Here is a 16481-nt window from a genome sequence, read left to right as displayed (position 1 = left end):
ACGTTTTTAAAAAAGACCTCCCCCACCACCGCTACATACTCCGGTGTTGGAGTCCCTTAGATTTTAATGCTTAGTATAGGTTCTCCCGGGGTGACGGCTTTGCCTGGGGAGGTGTGTAGTGCGCTGATTTCTCCGGACAGGGTCGCGTTTATTTCGAATTCCATTTTCATCGCTTCTACGATGACCAGTGGATCACCTTCTGCGACAGTGTCGCCGGGTTTTACCAGGCACTTCCAGATATTGCCGGCGATTTCGGCACTGACCAACTCGCCGAACTTTTCCAGATCGGATGCATCTGGTTTCGGAGGTGCCTTGGCCAGTTTGTCGAGTTCTTCCGCCTCGCTGTCTTTCCATAGGGCGACTTCTTTCGCATACGCCGCTTGCTGCATTTTGCGGAAGTCGGCGATGGAGTAGGCATTGGCATCCAGAAACGCTTGATGAGACTTGAGATCAAACGTTTCTTCTTCAATCTTTACTTCCAACTGGCCGGCGCGGAACTGGTCCCGCATTTCGTCCAGCTCGGCTTCAGTCACCGGGTAGTAACACACCTGATCGAAGAACCTTAGCAGCCAGGGGGCGCCTTCGGCGAACTGGGGGTTCTTCAGGTATTTGTTCCAGATCGGCAGGGTGCGGCCTACCAGCTGGTAACCGCCCGGGGAGTCCATGCCGTAGATGCACATGTAGACGCCGCCGATGCCTACGGTGCCTTCGGCGGTGTAGGTTCTTGCCGGGTTGTATTTGGACGTTAACAGGCGGTGCCTTGGGTCCAGCGGGACAGCGCAGGGGGCGCCGAGGTAGACGTCGCCCAGACCAAGAACGAGATAGCGTGCTGAGAACAGAACGTCCCGCACTTCCTCCCTTGTAGGCAACCCATTAATCCGTTGCATGAAGTCGACGTTGTTGGGCAGCCAGGGTGCTGTGTCGCGGACGGACTGGCGGTATTTGTCGACGGCTTCTAAGGTGGCGCTGTCTTCGAAGGCCATGGGCAGGTGGATGACGCGGCTGCGGACTTTAAGTTCGTCCGTGGGCGGCAGGGTGCCTTCCAGGTCCAGTAGGTATTCCATCAGTGCCTGCTGTGGCAGGATGCGGGCGTCGTAGCGTAGCTGCAGGGAGCGCACACCGGGGGACAGTTCCAGCAGTCCGCCGGGTTGTACGTCGGCGATGGCTTCCATCAGGGCGTGGATACGCATGCGTACGCCCAGGTCCATGACGTTGGGGCCGTATTCCAGCAGGATGTACTGGTCGCCGGCCTGGCGGTAGGTGACTTCCGGGCGGCCTTCTTTTTCCGGCAGGTACGCGAGGATGGTGGCGGACAGGTCGTTCAGTGGCGCCAGGTCGGGGGCGATCAGGTCCACCGCCGGCGGGGCCATCAGGCTGTTGATGGCCAGTTCCTGGCGCTCGGATAGTTTCACGGCGGTGTCGTTGTCGATGGCGACAAAACGGATGGTGTCGCCGGGTTTCACCTGGCCGACTTTCCACAGCTCGGCCTTGGCGATGGTGACCGGACACACGAAGCCGCCCAGGCTGGGGCCATCCTTGGTGAGGATCACGGGCATGTCGCCGGTGAAGTTGATGGAGCCGATGGCGTATTCGCAGTCGTGGATGTTGGACGGGTGCAGGCCCGCTTCGCCGCCGTCTTCCCGGGTGAACTCTGGTTTCGGGCCGTTGAGGCGGATGCCCAGGCGGTTGGAGTTGTAGTGCACTTCCCAGTCTTGCTGGAAGAATTTTTCGATGGACTTCTCGGTGAAGAAATCCGGGGCGCCGTGGGGGCCATAGAGCACGCCGATTTCCCAGTGGTCCGGGTAGTTCGGGATCAGGTCCGGGTCGGCCGGCGCCGGGTCGTGGGTCGGGGCGGTGGTGGTGCAGGCGGGCAGGTTTATCTGGCTGATGCCCAGCATGTCACCGGGGCGCAAGGGCCGGCCGCCGTGGCCGCCGAACTGGCCGAGGGCGAAGGTGGAGCGGCTACCCAGATAGACCGGCACATCGAAGCCGCCGCGTACGGCCAGGTAGGTGCGGCAGCCTTTGATGGCCTTGCCGACTGCCAGAACCTGTCCGGCTTTCACGGTGATGGGTTTCCAGAACTCCACGGGCTTGTCATCCAGCGTGGCTTCGGTGAGAGCGCCAGTCAGCGCCACCACGGAATCCTTGTGGAACTTCAGGCTGGGGCCGATCAACGTGGCTTCCAGCCCCGCCGCTTCGTGGTGGTTACCGACAATGCGGTTGGCGATGCGGAAGGCGTAGTCGTCCATCGGACCACTGGGCGGCACGCCGATGTTCCAGTAACCCACGCGGCCCGGGTAATCCTGCACGGTGGTGTAGGTGCCGGGTTTCACGACCTCGGCCACCGAGGGTTTGAACTCGAAGGTCTCCAGTGCGCGGGTGGAAACAATGCCATCGGCAAAGCTCTTCTGGGCCACCACCTGGCGTAGGTAATCCAGGTTGGTGGCAATGCCCATCAGCCGGGTTTCGGCGAGGGCAGCTTGCAGTTTGGCCAGGGCATCGGCGCGGTCTTTGCCGTGCACGATCAGCTTGGCGATCATCGGGTCATAGTGGGCAGAGACTTCGCTGCCGTTTTCCACCCAGGTGTCCACCCGCACGCCATCGTCCGGCCAGTGCACGTCGGTGAGTTCCCCGGGGGAGGGCTGGAAATCCTTCAGCGGGTCTTCGGCGTAGATGCGCACTTCCATGGACGCGCCGTTCAGCTCCGGCTGGAAACTGGCCAGATCCGGGCTTTCGCCGGCGGCGATTTTCAGCATCCACTCAATCAGGTCCAGGCTGGTGACAGACTCGGTCACCGGGTGCTCCACCTGTAAGCGAGTGTTTACTTCCAGGAAGTAGAATTCGTTCCGTTCCTCGTCGTAAATGTATTCCACGGTACCCGCGGAACGGTAATTTACCGACTGGCCGAGGGACACAGCGGCATCCAGCATCTTCTGGCGGGTGGTTGCCGGCAGGTTCGGCGCCGGGGTTTCTTCCACCACCTTCTGGTTCCGGCGTTGCAGGGAACAGTCCCGCTCGCCAAGGGCGACGACATTGCCTTCGCCATCCCCGAACATCTGCACTTCCACATGGCGGGCGCGGGCGATGAAGCGTTCCAGGAACACGCCGCTGTCATTAAAGAAGCTTTGGCCCTGCCGGCGGACGGTTTCAAACGCGTCCCGCAGTTCGCTTTCGTTGTTACAGCGGGTCAGGCCGATGCCGCCACCGCCGGCGGTGCTTTTCAGCATTACCGGGTAGCCCAGCTGATTGGCCACGCCCAGGGCTTCGTCCAGACTGTCCAGCAGGCCACTGCCCGGAGCCAGGGGCACGCCGGCGGCTTCCGCCAGTTCCCGTGCCCGGTGTTTCAGGCCGAACTCCCGCATTTGTGTCGGGGTGGGGCCGATGAAAGCGATGCCTTCGGCTTCGCAGGCTTCGGCGAAGTCTGCGTTCTCTGACAGGAAGCCGTAGCCGGGAATGATAGCCGTCGCGCCGGTTGTTTTGGCGGCTGCCAGAATCTGTGCCTTGTCGAGGTAGGTTTCGCTGGCGCCGTTACCGGTCAGCGCCACGGCTTCGTCCGCCAGGGTCACGTGCAGGCTGTGGCGATCCTGATGGGAATAGACCGCGACGCTGCCCACGCCCATGGTCTTGAGGGTACGAATGGTGCGTACGGCGATTTCGCCACGGTTGGCAATCAATACTTTGCTGAACATGTTTGGGCTCTCCTTATGCCTGGCCGGATTTCAAAGCGGTGATGTAGGCGCGCCAGCCACCGAATTCGGTCACGTCGCGGGCCCCTTCCAGGGCGTAGCCTTCGCAGATAAAGCCGTTGACCCAGCGGCCATCGGCCAGCTCGACATTGCCGACGCCCAGGGGGGCGGGAATCAGGTCAACGAAGGAGCCGAACTGTGAGCTGGCCATCTGCCACACCTCCACGATCATTTCGCAGCCCTCATCCGGGGCGACGCGCTTGAGTCCGGGTTTTGGAGGCGTGGTGTTCGGCAGGGCGTAAAGGCGGTAGTTGGCCGAGGTGGTGGTCTGTTCCAGCAGCACCGCGTTGCGCTCGGTAAGCTGGGTGTTCAGGGGCATGCCGCTCAGGTGGGCGCCCACCACGGCCACGGTGATGGTGTCACCAATGACCGCTGCGGCCGGTTCTTCCAGCGGACGGGCTTGGTCGGTTGCGCCCAGCGATGTGGGATGTGCATTCAGCCACTGACAGGCCAGTTTCTGCAGCTCGGCGTCTTTCCAGGCGCCGCTGATCAGGGTGACGCCGAAGGGCAGGCCGTCATCGCGGAAACCCGCTGGCACCGCCAGGGCGCAGAAATCCGCCAGGTTGACGAAATTGGTGTAGGTGCCCAACTGGCTATTGAGCGTCACCGGGTCCGCATTCACCGCCTCGATAGTGGGCGCGGTTGGAGCGGTGGGCACCAGCAGGGCGTCGATAGCCTGCAATTGTTCATCAATGGCGCGGACCAGCTCTTCCTTGCGGTACTGGGCCTTGAAGGTGTCGGTGGCGCTGAAGTTGCCTGCTTTTTCGATAATGCTTTTAACCACCGGGTTCATATCACCGGCGTGATCGGCCATAAACGCTTCCACCGCGGCGTGGCGTTCGGCCACCCAGGGGCCTTCGTACAGCAGCGCCGCCAGTTCCGACATCAGCGCAAAATCCATCGGCACCAGTTCCACATCCTGCTGGCGCCAGTTACTGATGGCGGTGTTCCAGGCCGCTTCCGCCTGTTGATCTCCAAACCACTGCGGATGCTCGGGAATCGCCAGGCGTTTGATGGGGCCGCTACGGCGAATGGCGGGGCCATCGCTGGGCAAGTTAGCCGGTGCCTTGCGGGAGAATGCATCGCTTGGCTGATAACCGGCCATCACTTCCTGAAGTGCACCGGCGTCGCCCACGGTCAACGCGAAGATGGACACACAATCCAGGGATCTGCACGCGGGTACCACGCCTTCAATGCTGAACAGGCCCTTGGTGGGTTTCAGCCCCACCAGATTGTTCAGCCCCGCCGGCACCCGTCCGGAACCGGCGGTGTCCGTACCCAGGGCAAAAGGCACCAGGCCCCGGGCGACCACGGAAGCGGAGCCGGAACTGGAACCGCCGCTGACCACCTCTGGTTTGAAGGTGTTGGGCACCGCACCGTAAGGGGAGCGGGTACCCACCAGCCCGGTGGCGAACTGATCCAGGTTGGTTTTGCCGATCAGCACCGCGCCGGCGGCTTTCAGGCGGGCGACGGTGGCGGCGTCCTGCTCTGGTGCATACGTGTAGGCGGGGCAGGCGGCGGTGGTCTCAAAGCCCACGGCATCAATGTTGTCCTTCACCGCGAATGGCACACCGTATAAGGGCAGGGCTGCCAGATCGCCGCCGACCTGTTCCCGAAGCTGGTCCAGCTCGGTCAGGGCCTTCTTTAAACCGGCCTGATCGATCAGCGAGATCCAGGCGATGTCCTTTGTATCCAGGCTGGCGAGTAGTTCGCCCAGCAGTGTCTCCGGGGACTGGCCCTGATCATAGGCGGCGCGCCAGTCCTGAAGTGTCCATCCACGTGTTGAAGGCATTGGGTGTCCTCGTGCAGGTTGTCATCTTGTATACATCCTGATTGGCAATGCCCGTGCCATTTGGTGAAATTTCTTTAAAATCCATATAAAACAATTGGTTAATAATTTCTCGCTCAAAGTTGGTGCGAAAGGGAATGCCCAAAGCCGGTGCGGTCGCACCAAAACTGAACCGGAAAACAGGGGTTTGAGGGTGGGTTAGCCATGGGCTGGCATAGTGTTCATGGCTTGTATACTAGATAACTGACTGTTTTGGCTGAATATACAGGCAATGTGGAACGGCAGATGCAGAGAGGGAAGTGCGTTTACGACGAACGACATAACCCAACGAAGATAAAAGGACTCACAACATGAGCATCAAAAAACACGTGAAACTGGGCCTCTCTGCACTGGCGCTGTCGGTATCCTTCCACGCCATGGCGGCGGAAGATCCCATCAAGGTCGGTATCCTGCACTCCCTGTCCGGCACCATGGCGATCAGTGAAACCGCCCTGAAAGACACCATGGAAATGCTGATCGAACAGCAGAACGAAAAAGGCGGCATCAACGGCCGTCAGCTGGAAGCCGTGGTGGTGGACCCCGCCTCCAACTGGCCGCTGTTCGCGGAAAAAGCCCGTGAGCTGCTGGAAAAAGAAGACGTGGACGTTATCTTCGGCAACTGGACGTCGGTATCCCGCAAGTCCGTACTGCCCGTGGTGGAAGAACTCAACGGCCTGCTGTTCTACCCGGTGCAGTATGAAGGCGAAGAGTCTTCGGAGAACGTGTTCTACACCGGTGCTGCGCCCAACCAGCAGGCGATTCCGGCGGTGGATTACCTGAAGAACGAACTGGGCGTTGAGCGTTGGGTTCTGGCGGGCACCGACTACGTGTACCCGCGCACCACCAACAAGATCCTGGAAACCTACCTGAAAGACATGGGTGTGGCCGAAGGCGACATCATGATCAACTACACGCCTTTCGGTCACTCCGACTGGCAGTCCATCGTATCCGACATCAAGAAGTTCGGCAGCGCCGGCAAGAAGACCGCCGTGGTTTCCACCATCAACGGCGACGCCAACGTGCCGTTCTACCGCGAGCTGGGTAACCAGGGCATTGCCTCTTCCGATATCCCTGTTGTGGCCTTCTCCGTGGGCGAGCAGGAACTGGCTGGCATCGACACCGGCCCGCTGGTCGGTCACCTGGCCGCCTGGAACTACTTCATGAGCGTGGACAGCGACGCCAACTACGACTTCATCGACGCCTGGATCGAGTACAAGGGCGATGATACCGCCGTCACCAACGACCCGATGGAAGCCCACTACATCGGCTTCAACATGTATGTGGAAGCGGTCGAGAAAGCCGGTACCACCGACGTGGACGCGGTGAAAGACGCCATCATCGGCGTGAGCGTACCGAATCTGACCGGCGGCTACGCCACCATGATGCCCAACCACCACATCACCAAGCCGGTGCTGATCGGTGAGATCCAGGACAACGGCCAGTTCTCCGTAGTGTGGGAAACCTCCTCCACCGTGGCCGGCGATGCCTGGTCTGACTTCCTGCCGGGTTCCCGTGACCTGATTTCCGATTGGCGCGCCCCGCTGAAGTGCGGCAACTTCAACGTCAAATCCGGCACCTGCGGCGCTTCCGCCGGCGAGCAGGCCCTGGCTGACGCTGACTGATCTGAAGGGGAAACCCTGTAGCAAGTACGCCGGGGCAGCGTGACTGCCCCGGTGATCCCGACCTAAGAACCCACGATTCATTTCCAACAACAGGACGGACACATGGGCATCTTCCGGTGGCTCACGCCTCTTTGTCTCAAAGCCCTCTACCTCAAACCCCTGGGCCTTGTCTTGCTGCTGGTGCTGAGCCTGCCGGCTCACAGCCAGACCCAAACCGATCCGGGGCAGGCGCTTCTCACCAACTTGGCAGACGCCTCATCCAGAGAGATAGACGCCGCCATAGAAGCGATTGTGGACAGCGGTGATCCCCGGGCAAGAGACTGGCTGGACGCCTTCGGCAACAACCGCCTGAGCCGCATCAAAGACACCGGGCAGGTGGTGGAAGTGCTCCGCAACGTCGGCCGCAACTGGACCATCGCCGACCCACTCACCGGTGAGAACCTCGGCAAGATCTCCCGCCGGGAGCTGGACCGGGTCAACATCAACAACGCCATCCGCGGCAAACTGGAAGGCGTGCTGGCCATGCTGGACCTGTACTCGGACGACCCCGAGGTGCAGGAAACCGCCGCCGAAGCCATGATGGGCAAGGTCAACGACAGTGTGGTGAACCCACTGACCAAATTACTAGAACGGGACCTGCCGGGCCCGGTCCGCAATCGCATTGAAGAATCCGTTGCCATCTACCAGCTGGAGCAGGGCGACGCGGAAGCCATCGACGTACTGACCGGCAGCCTGCACAGCAACGCCCGCGCCGCCCTCAACAACGCAGCAGCCGGGGACGATCCCGCCCTGGCGGCCCGGGCCAAGGAAGCGCTGGTCTCCATCGAACAGAAACTGAAAATGAATCGCGCCGCTGAAACCCTGTATTTCGGGTTGTCCCTCGGCTCGGTATTGGTGCTGGCGGCCATCGGCCTGGCCATCACCTTTGGCGTGATGGGCGTGATCAACATGGCCCATGGCGAACTGATCATGCTGGGGGCCTACACCACCTGGGGCATGCAGCAACTGTTACCCGGCCAGCCCGGGTTGGCGCTGATCCTGTCCATTCCCGCCGGGTTCCTGGTGGCGGCGCTGGCGGGCATTGCCATCGAACGCAGCGTGATCCAGCACCTCAAAGGCCGCCCGCTGGAAACCCTGCTGGCCACCTTCGGGGTCAGCCTGATCCTGCAGCAGCTAGTGCGCACGGTGATTTCCCCCCTCAACCGCTCGGTGACCACGCCGGAATGGATGAGCGGCTCGCTGGTGATCAATGACGCGCTGTCGCTGACCCTCAACCGCATGTACGTCATCGGCTTTGCCCTGGTGGTGTTCGTCGGGCTGATGCTGATCATGCGCAAGACCCGCCTCGGCCTGGAAGTGCGGGCGGTCACCCAGAACCGCGCCATGGCCCGGTCCATGGGCATTCGCGCCACCCGGGTGGACATTCTCACCTTTGCCCTGGGGTCCGGCGTGGCCGGGCTGGCGGGTGTGGCGCTGTCGCAGATCACCAACGTCGGTCCCAACCTGGGCCAGAACTACATCATCGACTCGTTCATGGTGGTGGTGTTCGGCGGCGTGGGGAATCTGTGGGGCACCTTGGTCGCCGGGCTCACCCTGGGCACCATCAACCAGATCCTCGAACCCTGGGCCGGCGCGGTACTGGCCAAGATCATGGTGCTGGTAATGATCATCCTGTTCATTCAAAAACGCCCGAAGGGATTGTTCCCCCAGAAGGGCCGGGCCGCGGAGGGCTGAGCTATGCCGACATCACAAAACTGGCTGCTCCGGCCTTTTCAGGAGCGTTCCACACAGATCTTTCTCGGGGTGCTGTTCGCGGCGGTGGCGCTGGTCACCCTGCTGCACCTGACCATGCCGGAAGGCCACCCGCTGCACGTCAGCGCCTACACCGTCACCCTGCTGGGTAAGTACCTGTGCTACGCGCTGCTGGCGGTGGCGGTGGACCTGGTGTGGGGTTACCTGGGCATTCTCAGCCTGGGCCACGGTGCCTTCTTTGCCCTCGGCGGCTACGCCATGGGGATGTATCTGATGCGCCAGATCGGCGATCGCGGCACCTACGGCGACCCGGTGCTGCCGGACTTCATGGTGTTCCTGAACTGGGATTCGCTGCCCTGGTACTGGCAGGGCTTCGACATGGCCTGGTTCGCCTTCATCATGGTGCTGCTGGCCCCGGGCCTGCTGGCGCTGGTGTTCGGCTTCCTGGCGTTCCGCTCGCGGGTGACCGGGGTGTACCTGTCCATCATCACCCAGGCGCTGACCTTTGCGCTGATGCTGGCCTTCTTCCGCAACGAAATGGGATTTGGTGGCAACAACGGCCTGACCGACTTCCGCGACATCCTCGGCTTCAACCTGCGCACCGACGCGACAAGGCTGGGGCTGTTCATCGCCACCGGCATTGCGCTGGCCATCGGCTACGTGATCTGCCGTGGCATTGTCACCAGCAAGCTCGGCCGGGTCAGCATCGCCTGCCGCGACGCCGAAGCCCGCACCCGCTTTCTGGGCTACCGGGTGGAACGGGTGCAGCTGTTCGTGTTCGTGGTGTCCGCCATGCTGGCGGGTGTGGCCGGGGCGCTGTACGTGCCGCAGGTGGGCATCATCAACCCCAGCGAATTCTCGCCGCTGTTCTCCATCGAGATCGTGGTGTGGGTCGCCCTCGGTGGTCGCGCCACTCTCTACGGCGCAGTGATCGGCGCCATCCTGGTGAACTACGCCAAAACCGTGTTCACCGGCGTGATGCCGGACGCCTGGCTGTTCGCCCTCGGCGGACTGTTTGTGCTGGTGACCGTGTTCCTGCCCAAGGGCATCGCCGGCCTGCTGCAGAAGCGCAAAAAACACGATGAAGATAACGACTCCGGCACAGATACAACATCACCCAAGGAGGCCACCGCATGAGCATGTTCGAGCAACTCAGCAACCGCGACCGCGTGTTCGAATTCCTCGCGCCCGTGGCCTCCCCGGTGGACGTGCGCCACGGCCCGATCCTGTACCTGGAAGACGTCAACGTGAGCTTTGACGGCTTCCGCGCCATCAACAACCTCAACCTCACCATCGACGACGGCGAGCTGCGCTGCATCATCGGCCCCAACGGCGCGGGCAAAACCACCATGATGGACATCATCACCGGCAAAACCCGACCAGATACCGGCTCCGTGTGGTTCGGCAGCCGCCACAACCTGCTCACCATGAACGAGCCGGACATCGCCAGCCTCGGCATCGGGCGCAAGTTCCAGAAACCCACGGTGTTCGAAGCCCTTACCGTGTTCGAAAACCTGGAACTGGCCATGGCCACCGACAAGCGCATCCTGCCCACACTGACCGCCATCATGAAACCGGAATACCGTGACCGCATCGACGAAGTGCTGGAAATGATCGGTCTGAAACAACTGCGCGACAAACCCGCCGGCATCCTCTCCCACGGCCAGAAACAGTGGCTGGAAATAGGCATGCTGCTGATGCAGAAACCCCGGCTGCTGCTGGTGGACGAGCCGGTAGCCGGCATGACCGAACAGGAAATGGAACGCACCGCGGAACTGCTCACCAGCCTCGCCGGCAAACAGTCCGTTGTAGTGGTGGAGCACGACATGGGCTTCGTGCGCTCCATCGCCCGCCAGGTCACCGTGCTGCACCAGGGCAGCGTGCTGGCCGAAGGCACCATGGACCAGGTCTCCAACGACCCGGAAGTGATCAAGGTATACCTCGGGGAGGAGGCGTAATGCTCAAGATCCAACAGCTCAACCAATACTACGGCGAAAGCCACACCCTCTGGGATCTGGACCTGGACGTACCCCAGGGCCAGTGCACCTGCGTGATGGGCCGCAACGGCGTGGGCAAAACCACCCTGATGAAATGCATCATGGGCGAGGAAACCACCAAAAGCGGCAGCATCGAATTTGCCCAGGATGTGGAACTGACCAAAAAGAAAATCGAAGACCGCTCACGACTCGGCATCGGCTACGTGCCCCAGGGACGGCAGATCTTCCCCCTGCTGACCGTGGAAGAAAACCTGCGCACCGGTTTGGCCGTGCGGCAAGACGGCAGCAAGAAAATCCCTGAGCGCGTGTATGAGCTGTTTCCGGTGCTGAAGGAAATGAAACACCGCAGAGGCGGCGACCTTTCTGGTGGGCAGCAACAGCAACTGGCCATTGGCCGGGCGTTGGTGATCGAGCCCAGGCTGCTGATTCTGGATGAGCCGGGGGAGGGGATTCAGCCGAATATTGTGGCGCAGATTGGGGAGGTTATTCGCCGATTAATCGAAGAAGATGGACTGACGGTGCTGCTGGTGGAGCAGAAGTTGCCGTTTGCGCGGAAGTATGCGGATCGGTTTGCTATTTTGGATCGGGGGAGAAGGGTTGCTGAGGGGGGGATTGGGGATTTGTCTGATGAGTTGATTAAGAGGCATTTGACGGTCTGACAATGTGCTCACTCATTGACCGTCAAAAAATACCCCGACGTTAACGTTACTAACTATGTGGATAGACTGAATCCGCCGGCAGTGTAAGGGGTTGAAGGAACACCGCCGTTTAAACTGAGGAAGCCCAAACCTATCCTTGGATATGACTCTCAAACTCAGACGCTGCTCTATCACGACTTCAAGTTTGACGGAAGCGCAAACAATTTGCAGAGAAATGCTAGCGTACTTTAGGCAGCGCAGATGGCTCAAGCCGCTTCTCAGATAGTTTTCGAACAAACCCTCTGTCAGAGAATTTCGACGCGCGGGTCTTAAATCTTGTAATCAGACGAGACGCGAGTAATTTCATAGGCTAAGGTAGGGGGTAGTCGGGACAGGGAAGCTCCTCAGCGACCTGAGTGGACTATTAGTGATCGCGCAAAATGAGCTGTCTCAGCGATGGATGTATGACGGGTAAAATAAAAGTAAGCCGAGACGAAAGTGCCCTCAGATATTGTGGGTTATATCTTCCATGTTTTTAGTTCATGTTTGCCTGTGATAATCGCTTAGATAGGTCTGCAGCTATTTTATTTATTTAATTTATTCTGGGTTGATTATGTCGAGAGAGAAGATACCTTTAATACGTGTAAACCAGTGGTTGAAAACATGGGACAAGGCTCACTGGGATGATGATAAGGGTCTCGGAAAACCTTCAGATCATTTTTTTGTAGGTGCAATTTCTCTTGAAAAGCTTCGAGCCCTTGCAGGCGTGACGAAGCGAGATGTGGAGCAACGTAAAGATCCCAAGGCCATTCATGGATACCAGCGGGCTCATGAGGAAATTCGCTCCCGGAAAATCAATCGATATGTAAAGTATGGCTACCCGCTATCTACTAGCTCAGGCTTGTCGCCAGAGGAGCATGAGCAGTTGATAAATCCGGGGTGGCTACCGAATGCAATAATTGTAAATATCATTCCGGCTGGAGAGTCTCGCTTCCGAAATGGTGAGATGGTGACTGTGCCGAAAGAGATGGAAGTTACTGTCGATGATAGTGATTTTTCTAGTATGGAGTTCCCATCGACTGCTGAGGTCGAGAAATATAGGATTGGAAGAGGTGATTTTGTTGAGCCAATCGAAATAATCGACGGACAACATCGTCTTTTTGCTTCTGATTATAGTACTGCATATGAGGGAGACTATGATGTCCCCGTTGTCGTGTTTAATAACTTATCACTGGGGTGGCAGGCGTACCTTTTTTGGACAATAAATGTTGAGCCCAAGAAGATTAACGCGAGCCTAGCATTTGACCTATATCCAGAGCTGCGAAGACAAGAGTGGCTTGACCAGTCTGAATCAATAAAGATTTATCAAGAGCATAGATCTCAAGAAATGACGGAGATTCTCTGGTCGCACTCACTTAGTCCATGGAATGGAAGAATTGAATTGCATGGAAAGCGGGTTAGAGGACATGTATCGAATGCAGCGTTTATTAGGTCTCTGAATAGTAGCTTCATTAAAAAATGGGTAGAGGGAGATAAAATTGGTGGTCTGTTTGGCTCATTAGGTCAGTTTGGGAGGGTTATTCCTTGGAATAGAGCACAACAGGCAGCATTTCTAATAAAAATTTGGAGTGCGGTAGCTTCGGCGACTAAACGCACAAATGCTGCTTGGGCTAAATCGCTCGAAAATGAATCGCAAGCTAGTCTTCTTGATGATTTGCATCCCGCGTTTGCTGGCCCCCATACCTTAATTGCAACCGACCAAGGCGTTAGGGCAATTCACAGTATTTTTAATGCTATCTTCCAGCACGAACCTGACTATTTTGAACTGGACAAATGGAGAGTTGAAGGTGGGGAGCCTACGGAAGAAGCTGTTACAGAGGCATTTAAATCTTTCCAAAAGCTGAATGTTGCAAATCATGCGATAAAAACAATTTCGTCTACGTTAGTTGATAACTTCGATTGGAGGCTTTCTACGGCTCCAGGGCTAGATCGAGAAAAAAAGAAAATTCAGGCTTCATATCGAGGTAGTAGCGGATACGGAGACTTGCTTCTTGATTTGGTCCATGTTTTGACCGAATACGAAAATGATCAGGAGGTTAGGAAAATAGCTGAGGCCGTTGGTAGCGTTTTGGTTAAGGCTAAATAAAATGGCTAAAAAGACAGATCCAGATGTACAGTTTGCGATTAACGCCGCTAAAGACGCGTTGTTAGATGCATCGTTAAAAGGGTTTCCGAGATTAAAGTTCGGCGATATATTGGTGGATCAAAAATCCTCATCGAGCGTAGTAAGTGAAATGCAGGCCGATCTTGCCGCAAGACAAATCGAACATTGCTTAGAAGCGTGGGAGTACCTATCGCAAGCAATCTTGGCAATGCTTGGTTGTCAAGATGATATAGCTATTCACATGGCCTATTATTCAGAGCTTCGCTCCGCAAATTCTTTACTGGCTGCGACAGGAATTGCAAATAAAGAAAACAAAAGCTATTTCATAGATTCAGCTCAAAAGCGAAAGGCATGTAACGTAAAAACTCATAAATTTGTGAGAGATATTTGGCACGACTGGTGTAAGCGTCCTGATACTGTTGAAGCTTTCACTTCGCTCAAAGTATTGCCTTCAGTTACCCTTTTGGACGTTTATAACTCTCTCAATTTGAGGCAGAGCCCTAGTCAGAGCCTTCTTAAATGGGGTTATGAACTCCTTCATTTTGATAAAGATCACACGTCTCGCAATAGATCAAGTTATCAGGTATACCGTGTTTATCATGGTGTTGGTGATTCAGACTCGAAAAAGCATGGTGATTTGCTTTCTTTAATTTGGAGTCATTTGTCCTCAACTGGCAGTGACGGTCAGTTATATTTCGAAAAAATTTATGCACAATACTTGTTAGCTGGCGCGTGCAAGGACTATAGTTCCGGTGCTGAGGATGAAGAATCAGAATTTGCAAAAAAGCTACAGAGTACTCTGGAGCAGCTTAGCAAAAATACGGGGGTTCCTGTAGAGTCGTTACGAACACATTTTGATTTTGAGAAAGATGATAGTAGGTTTGATCTCTTTGATATTGCTGCATCTAGTAATACTGATGTAAAGAATGTTGTTGCAAGGGCGTTTATATTGGCACGCTTTGCAACAAATAAGCTGAACGTTAACTTATCGAAAAGCAAATGCCAGCAAGCTCTAGAATGGATTCGGAGGTGGCTTGAAGAATCTGGCGTGTTACATGATGACGTGTCTAGAGAAGACGTCGTAGGGAGTTCTGAGAGTTTCGCGGATGCAGCGGATGAAATAGCAGAATTAAATCTTAGACGGGTTTGGCTTGAAGAGCCAGAAAGTGCATCTCGTGCAGGACAGTTAAAAGCGAGCCTTTGTTGGGGGATTGAGTTTTAGAGATTATATCCACAACTGATAGCAAGCTCTTCATATTTTCCTCGATATCTTGAGTCTCCCGATAGTGAATTTTTTCTAGACAGGGTGACCTGATCGAAGTCGTCATACAAGTCAACAATCGATTGATGGGCTGCGTTAAGTAAGAGAATTTTGGCCCCTCTTGTTACTGCGCGCTCTATGGAGTTCCTGAGACGTATCTGGTCTTTCCATGAGAACAAGCTTTCATTATATTTTATAAAGCCATTGCAGTTGTGTTTCACAGTATATGGAGGATCTAAGAAAACAAAGTCGTCAGGACCAGCGAGATCTACTGTTTCTTCAAAGTCATTGCTAAGTAGCGTAGCGTTCTTGAGCGAGCTAGAAGTGCTTTTGAAATTATCGATGTCAAAGAGAATGTTGGTTTTTGTGCCAATAGGGACATTGAACTCACCTTTAAGGTTGACTCTATATAACCCGTTCCAGCAAGCGCGATTGAGATAGAGCATCCTAGCGGCGCGCGTGTAGATAGATCTAGGTTTTTCTGATCTAATTTTGTAATAATATTCTTTGCTATGATTTGAGTGGTGTTTTTTTAAATGCTTTAAAACTAATTCTTGGTTTTCCTTTATCGCTTTGTAAGTAGATATCAGTTCATTGTTTAAATCAGATAATATTGCATGCTCAGGCTGTAGGTGAAAGTAGACAGCGCCACTTCCTAGGAATGGCTCGATGTAGGTGTTGAAGTTCGCCGGGAAAAGATTGAAATCGCCTTGGGTAAGCCATCGCTTGCCTCCGGCCCACTTCAAGAAAGGTTTCGGCGGAGTGTCATTAATTTCAATCAATTAGTATCCTTAGTGGTGCTTTCAGGCTTTTGCAAAATTATATCGTAAAGTCCGACTCTGGACTAATGAAGTTGATGACCGTTAGGGTCTTCGCGCCATTGGTTCCCTGAATCGCTTCTTTTTAGACCAGAATGAAGGCTGGTCTCGCTTATTCCTGATTGAACAGCGCGGACACAGAGGCAGCATGAAGTATTTTGCTTACGGATCGAATATGTCACTCCTCAGATTAAGAGCGAGGGTTCCAAGCGCGGAGCGCATCGGTATGTTCACGCTCGTTGAGCATTCCCTTCGGTTTCATAAGTGGAGCCGGAAAGACCAATCCGCAAAATGCGATGCACTGTTCACCGGCAATTCGGAGGACTTTGTCATCGGCGCACTGTTTGAGATACCGCGCAGCGAAAAAGGCCCGCTGGACAGGGCTGAGGGGTTGGGTTTCGGTTACGAGGAAAAGCGGGTCACGGTTACGGATGCTCTCGGGAATTCCCTTGACGCTTTCACCTACTGTGCAACGTCAACGGATCCATCTTTGCTGCCGCACTCCTGGTATTTGAATCACGTCATCGTTGGTGCGAAAGAAACAGGCGTTCCCGCTGACTATCTCGATGCCATTTCAGCCACGCGAAGCCAGGAAGACCCTGATCGAAAACGAGATGCGAGAGAGCGGGCAATCTACGATTAAAAGCGGCTCGCT

General features: G+C 56.2%; 11 protein-coding genes. 8 read left to right on the top strand and 3 right to left on the bottom strand.

Translation table 11 applies throughout. From position 1 onward, the window contains the following. Window positions 1-56 precede the first annotated feature (56 nt). Together uca and atzF are read right to left on the bottom strand one after the other, a co-directional pair. The gene (uca, locus tag ACJO3M_RS16350) at window positions 57-3689 is read right to left on the bottom strand and encodes an urea carboxylase (RefSeq protein ID WP_407002451.1); all 3633 of its coding nucleotides are present in this window, start codon (window positions 3687-3689) and stop codon (window positions 57-59) included. A gap of 13 nt (window positions 3690-3702) precedes the next feature. Continuing rightward, a complete protein-coding gene (gene atzF, locus ACJO3M_RS16345) occupies window positions 3703-5538 on the bottom strand; it encodes an allophanate hydrolase (RefSeq protein ID WP_407002450.1) in 1836 nt (611 codons plus the stop codon). Window positions 5539-5885: 347 nt separating this feature from the next. On the opposite strand from atzF, the gene urtA reads away from it, so the two are divergent. From urtA to ACJO3M_RS16310, 7 genes are all read left to right on the top strand, one after another. Beyond that, window positions 5886-7196 (top strand): urea ABC transporter substrate-binding protein, encoded by a 1311-nt coding sequence (gene urtA, locus ACJO3M_RS16340; protein WP_407002449.1) that lies wholly within the window; start codon window positions 5886-5888, stop codon window positions 7194-7196. Between the two features lie 102 nt (window positions 7197-7298). Further along, window positions 7299-8930, top strand: a complete 1632-nt coding sequence (gene urtB, locus ACJO3M_RS16335) for an urea ABC transporter permease subunit UrtB (protein ID WP_407002448.1) — start codon at window positions 7299-7301, stop codon at window positions 8928-8930. 3 nt (window positions 8931-8933) lie between these two features. Continuing rightward, entirely contained in the window at window positions 8934-10085 is a 1152-nt protein-coding gene (urtC, locus tag ACJO3M_RS16330; RefSeq protein WP_407002447.1) for an urea ABC transporter permease subunit UrtC, read from the top strand. Next, entirely contained in the window at window positions 10082-10906 is an 825-nt protein-coding gene (urtD, locus tag ACJO3M_RS16325; protein WP_407002446.1) for an urea ABC transporter ATP-binding protein UrtD, read from the top strand. Before urtC ends, urtD begins: the two co-directional genes overlap by 4 nt. Further along, window positions 10906-11604 (top strand): urea ABC transporter ATP-binding subunit UrtE, encoded by a 699-nt coding sequence (gene urtE, locus ACJO3M_RS16320; RefSeq protein ID WP_407002445.1) that lies wholly within the window; start codon window positions 10906-10908, stop codon window positions 11602-11604. The genes urtD and urtE overlap by 1 nt, the downstream gene beginning before the upstream one ends. 592 nt (window positions 11605-12196) lie before the next feature. Next, window positions 12197-13729 carry a ParB N-terminal domain-containing protein gene (locus tag ACJO3M_RS16315; RefSeq protein WP_407002444.1) on the top strand — a complete coding sequence of 511 codons (1533 nt, stop codon included), beginning with the start codon at window positions 12197-12199 and terminating at the stop codon, window positions 13727-13729. A gap of 1 nt (window position 13730) precedes the next feature. Beyond that, a complete protein-coding gene (locus tag ACJO3M_RS16310) occupies window positions 13731-14969 on the top strand; it encodes a hypothetical protein (protein WP_407002443.1) in 1239 nt (412 codons plus the stop codon). Here the strand turns inward: ACJO3M_RS16310 and ACJO3M_RS16305 are convergent. Next, window positions 14966-15790, bottom strand: a complete 825-nt coding sequence (locus tag ACJO3M_RS16305; protein ID WP_407002442.1) for a DNA adenine methylase — start codon at window positions 15788-15790, stop codon at window positions 14966-14968. The two genes, ACJO3M_RS16310 and ACJO3M_RS16305, sit on opposite strands and share 4 nt — an antisense overlap. A 184-nt stretch (window positions 15791-15974) precedes the next feature. On the opposite strand from ACJO3M_RS16305, the gene ACJO3M_RS16300 reads away from it, so the two are divergent. Beyond that, window positions 15975-16469: a gamma-glutamylcyclotransferase family protein gene (locus ACJO3M_RS16300; RefSeq protein ID WP_407002441.1), complete on the top strand. Its 495-nt coding sequence runs from the start codon at window positions 15975-15977 to the stop codon at window positions 16467-16469. The last annotated feature ends 12 nt before the right edge of the window (window positions 16470-16481 follow it).

It is taken from the genome of Marinobacter alkalisoli (genome assembly GCF_045449795.1).
GTDB lineage: Bacteria > Pseudomonadota > Gammaproteobacteria > Pseudomonadales > Oleiphilaceae > Marinobacter.
The sequence above is the reverse complement of the archived record's forward strand: the minus strand, read 5'-3'. Positions and strand labels throughout refer to the sequence as shown.

Excerpts from the sequence above, each read along its gene's own strand:
- urtE (WP_407002445.1), top strand. The coding sequence starts at position 10,906 with ATGCTCAAGATCCAACAGCTCAACCAATACTACGGCGAAAGCCACACC.
- ACJO3M_RS16315 (WP_407002444.1), top strand. The coding sequence starts at position 12,197 with ATGTCGAGAGAGAAGATACCTTTAATACGTGTAAACCAGTGGTTGAAA.
- urtC (WP_407002447.1), top strand. The coding sequence starts at position 8,934 with ATGCCGACATCACAAAACTGGCTGCTCCGGCCTTTTCAGGAGCGTTCC.
- atzF (WP_407002450.1), bottom strand. The coding sequence starts at position 5,538 with ATGCCTTCAACACGTGGATGGACACTTCAGGACTGGCGCGCCGCCTAT.
- ACJO3M_RS16310 (WP_407002443.1), top strand. The coding sequence starts at position 13,731 with ATGGCTAAAAAGACAGATCCAGATGTACAGTTTGCGATTAACGCCGCT.
- ACJO3M_RS16300 (WP_407002441.1), top strand. The coding sequence starts at position 15,975 with ATGAAGTATTTTGCTTACGGATCGAATATGTCACTCCTCAGATTAAGA.
- urtB (WP_407002448.1), top strand. The coding sequence starts at position 7,299 with ATGGGCATCTTCCGGTGGCTCACGCCTCTTTGTCTCAAAGCCCTCTAC.
- urtD (WP_407002446.1), top strand. The coding sequence starts at position 10,082 with ATGAGCATGTTCGAGCAACTCAGCAACCGCGACCGCGTGTTCGAATTC.
- urtA (WP_407002449.1), top strand. The coding sequence starts at position 5,886 with ATGAGCATCAAAAAACACGTGAAACTGGGCCTCTCTGCACTGGCGCTG.
- uca (WP_407002451.1), bottom strand. The coding sequence starts at position 3,689 with ATGTTCAGCAAAGTATTGATTGCCAACCGTGGCGAAATCGCCGTACGC.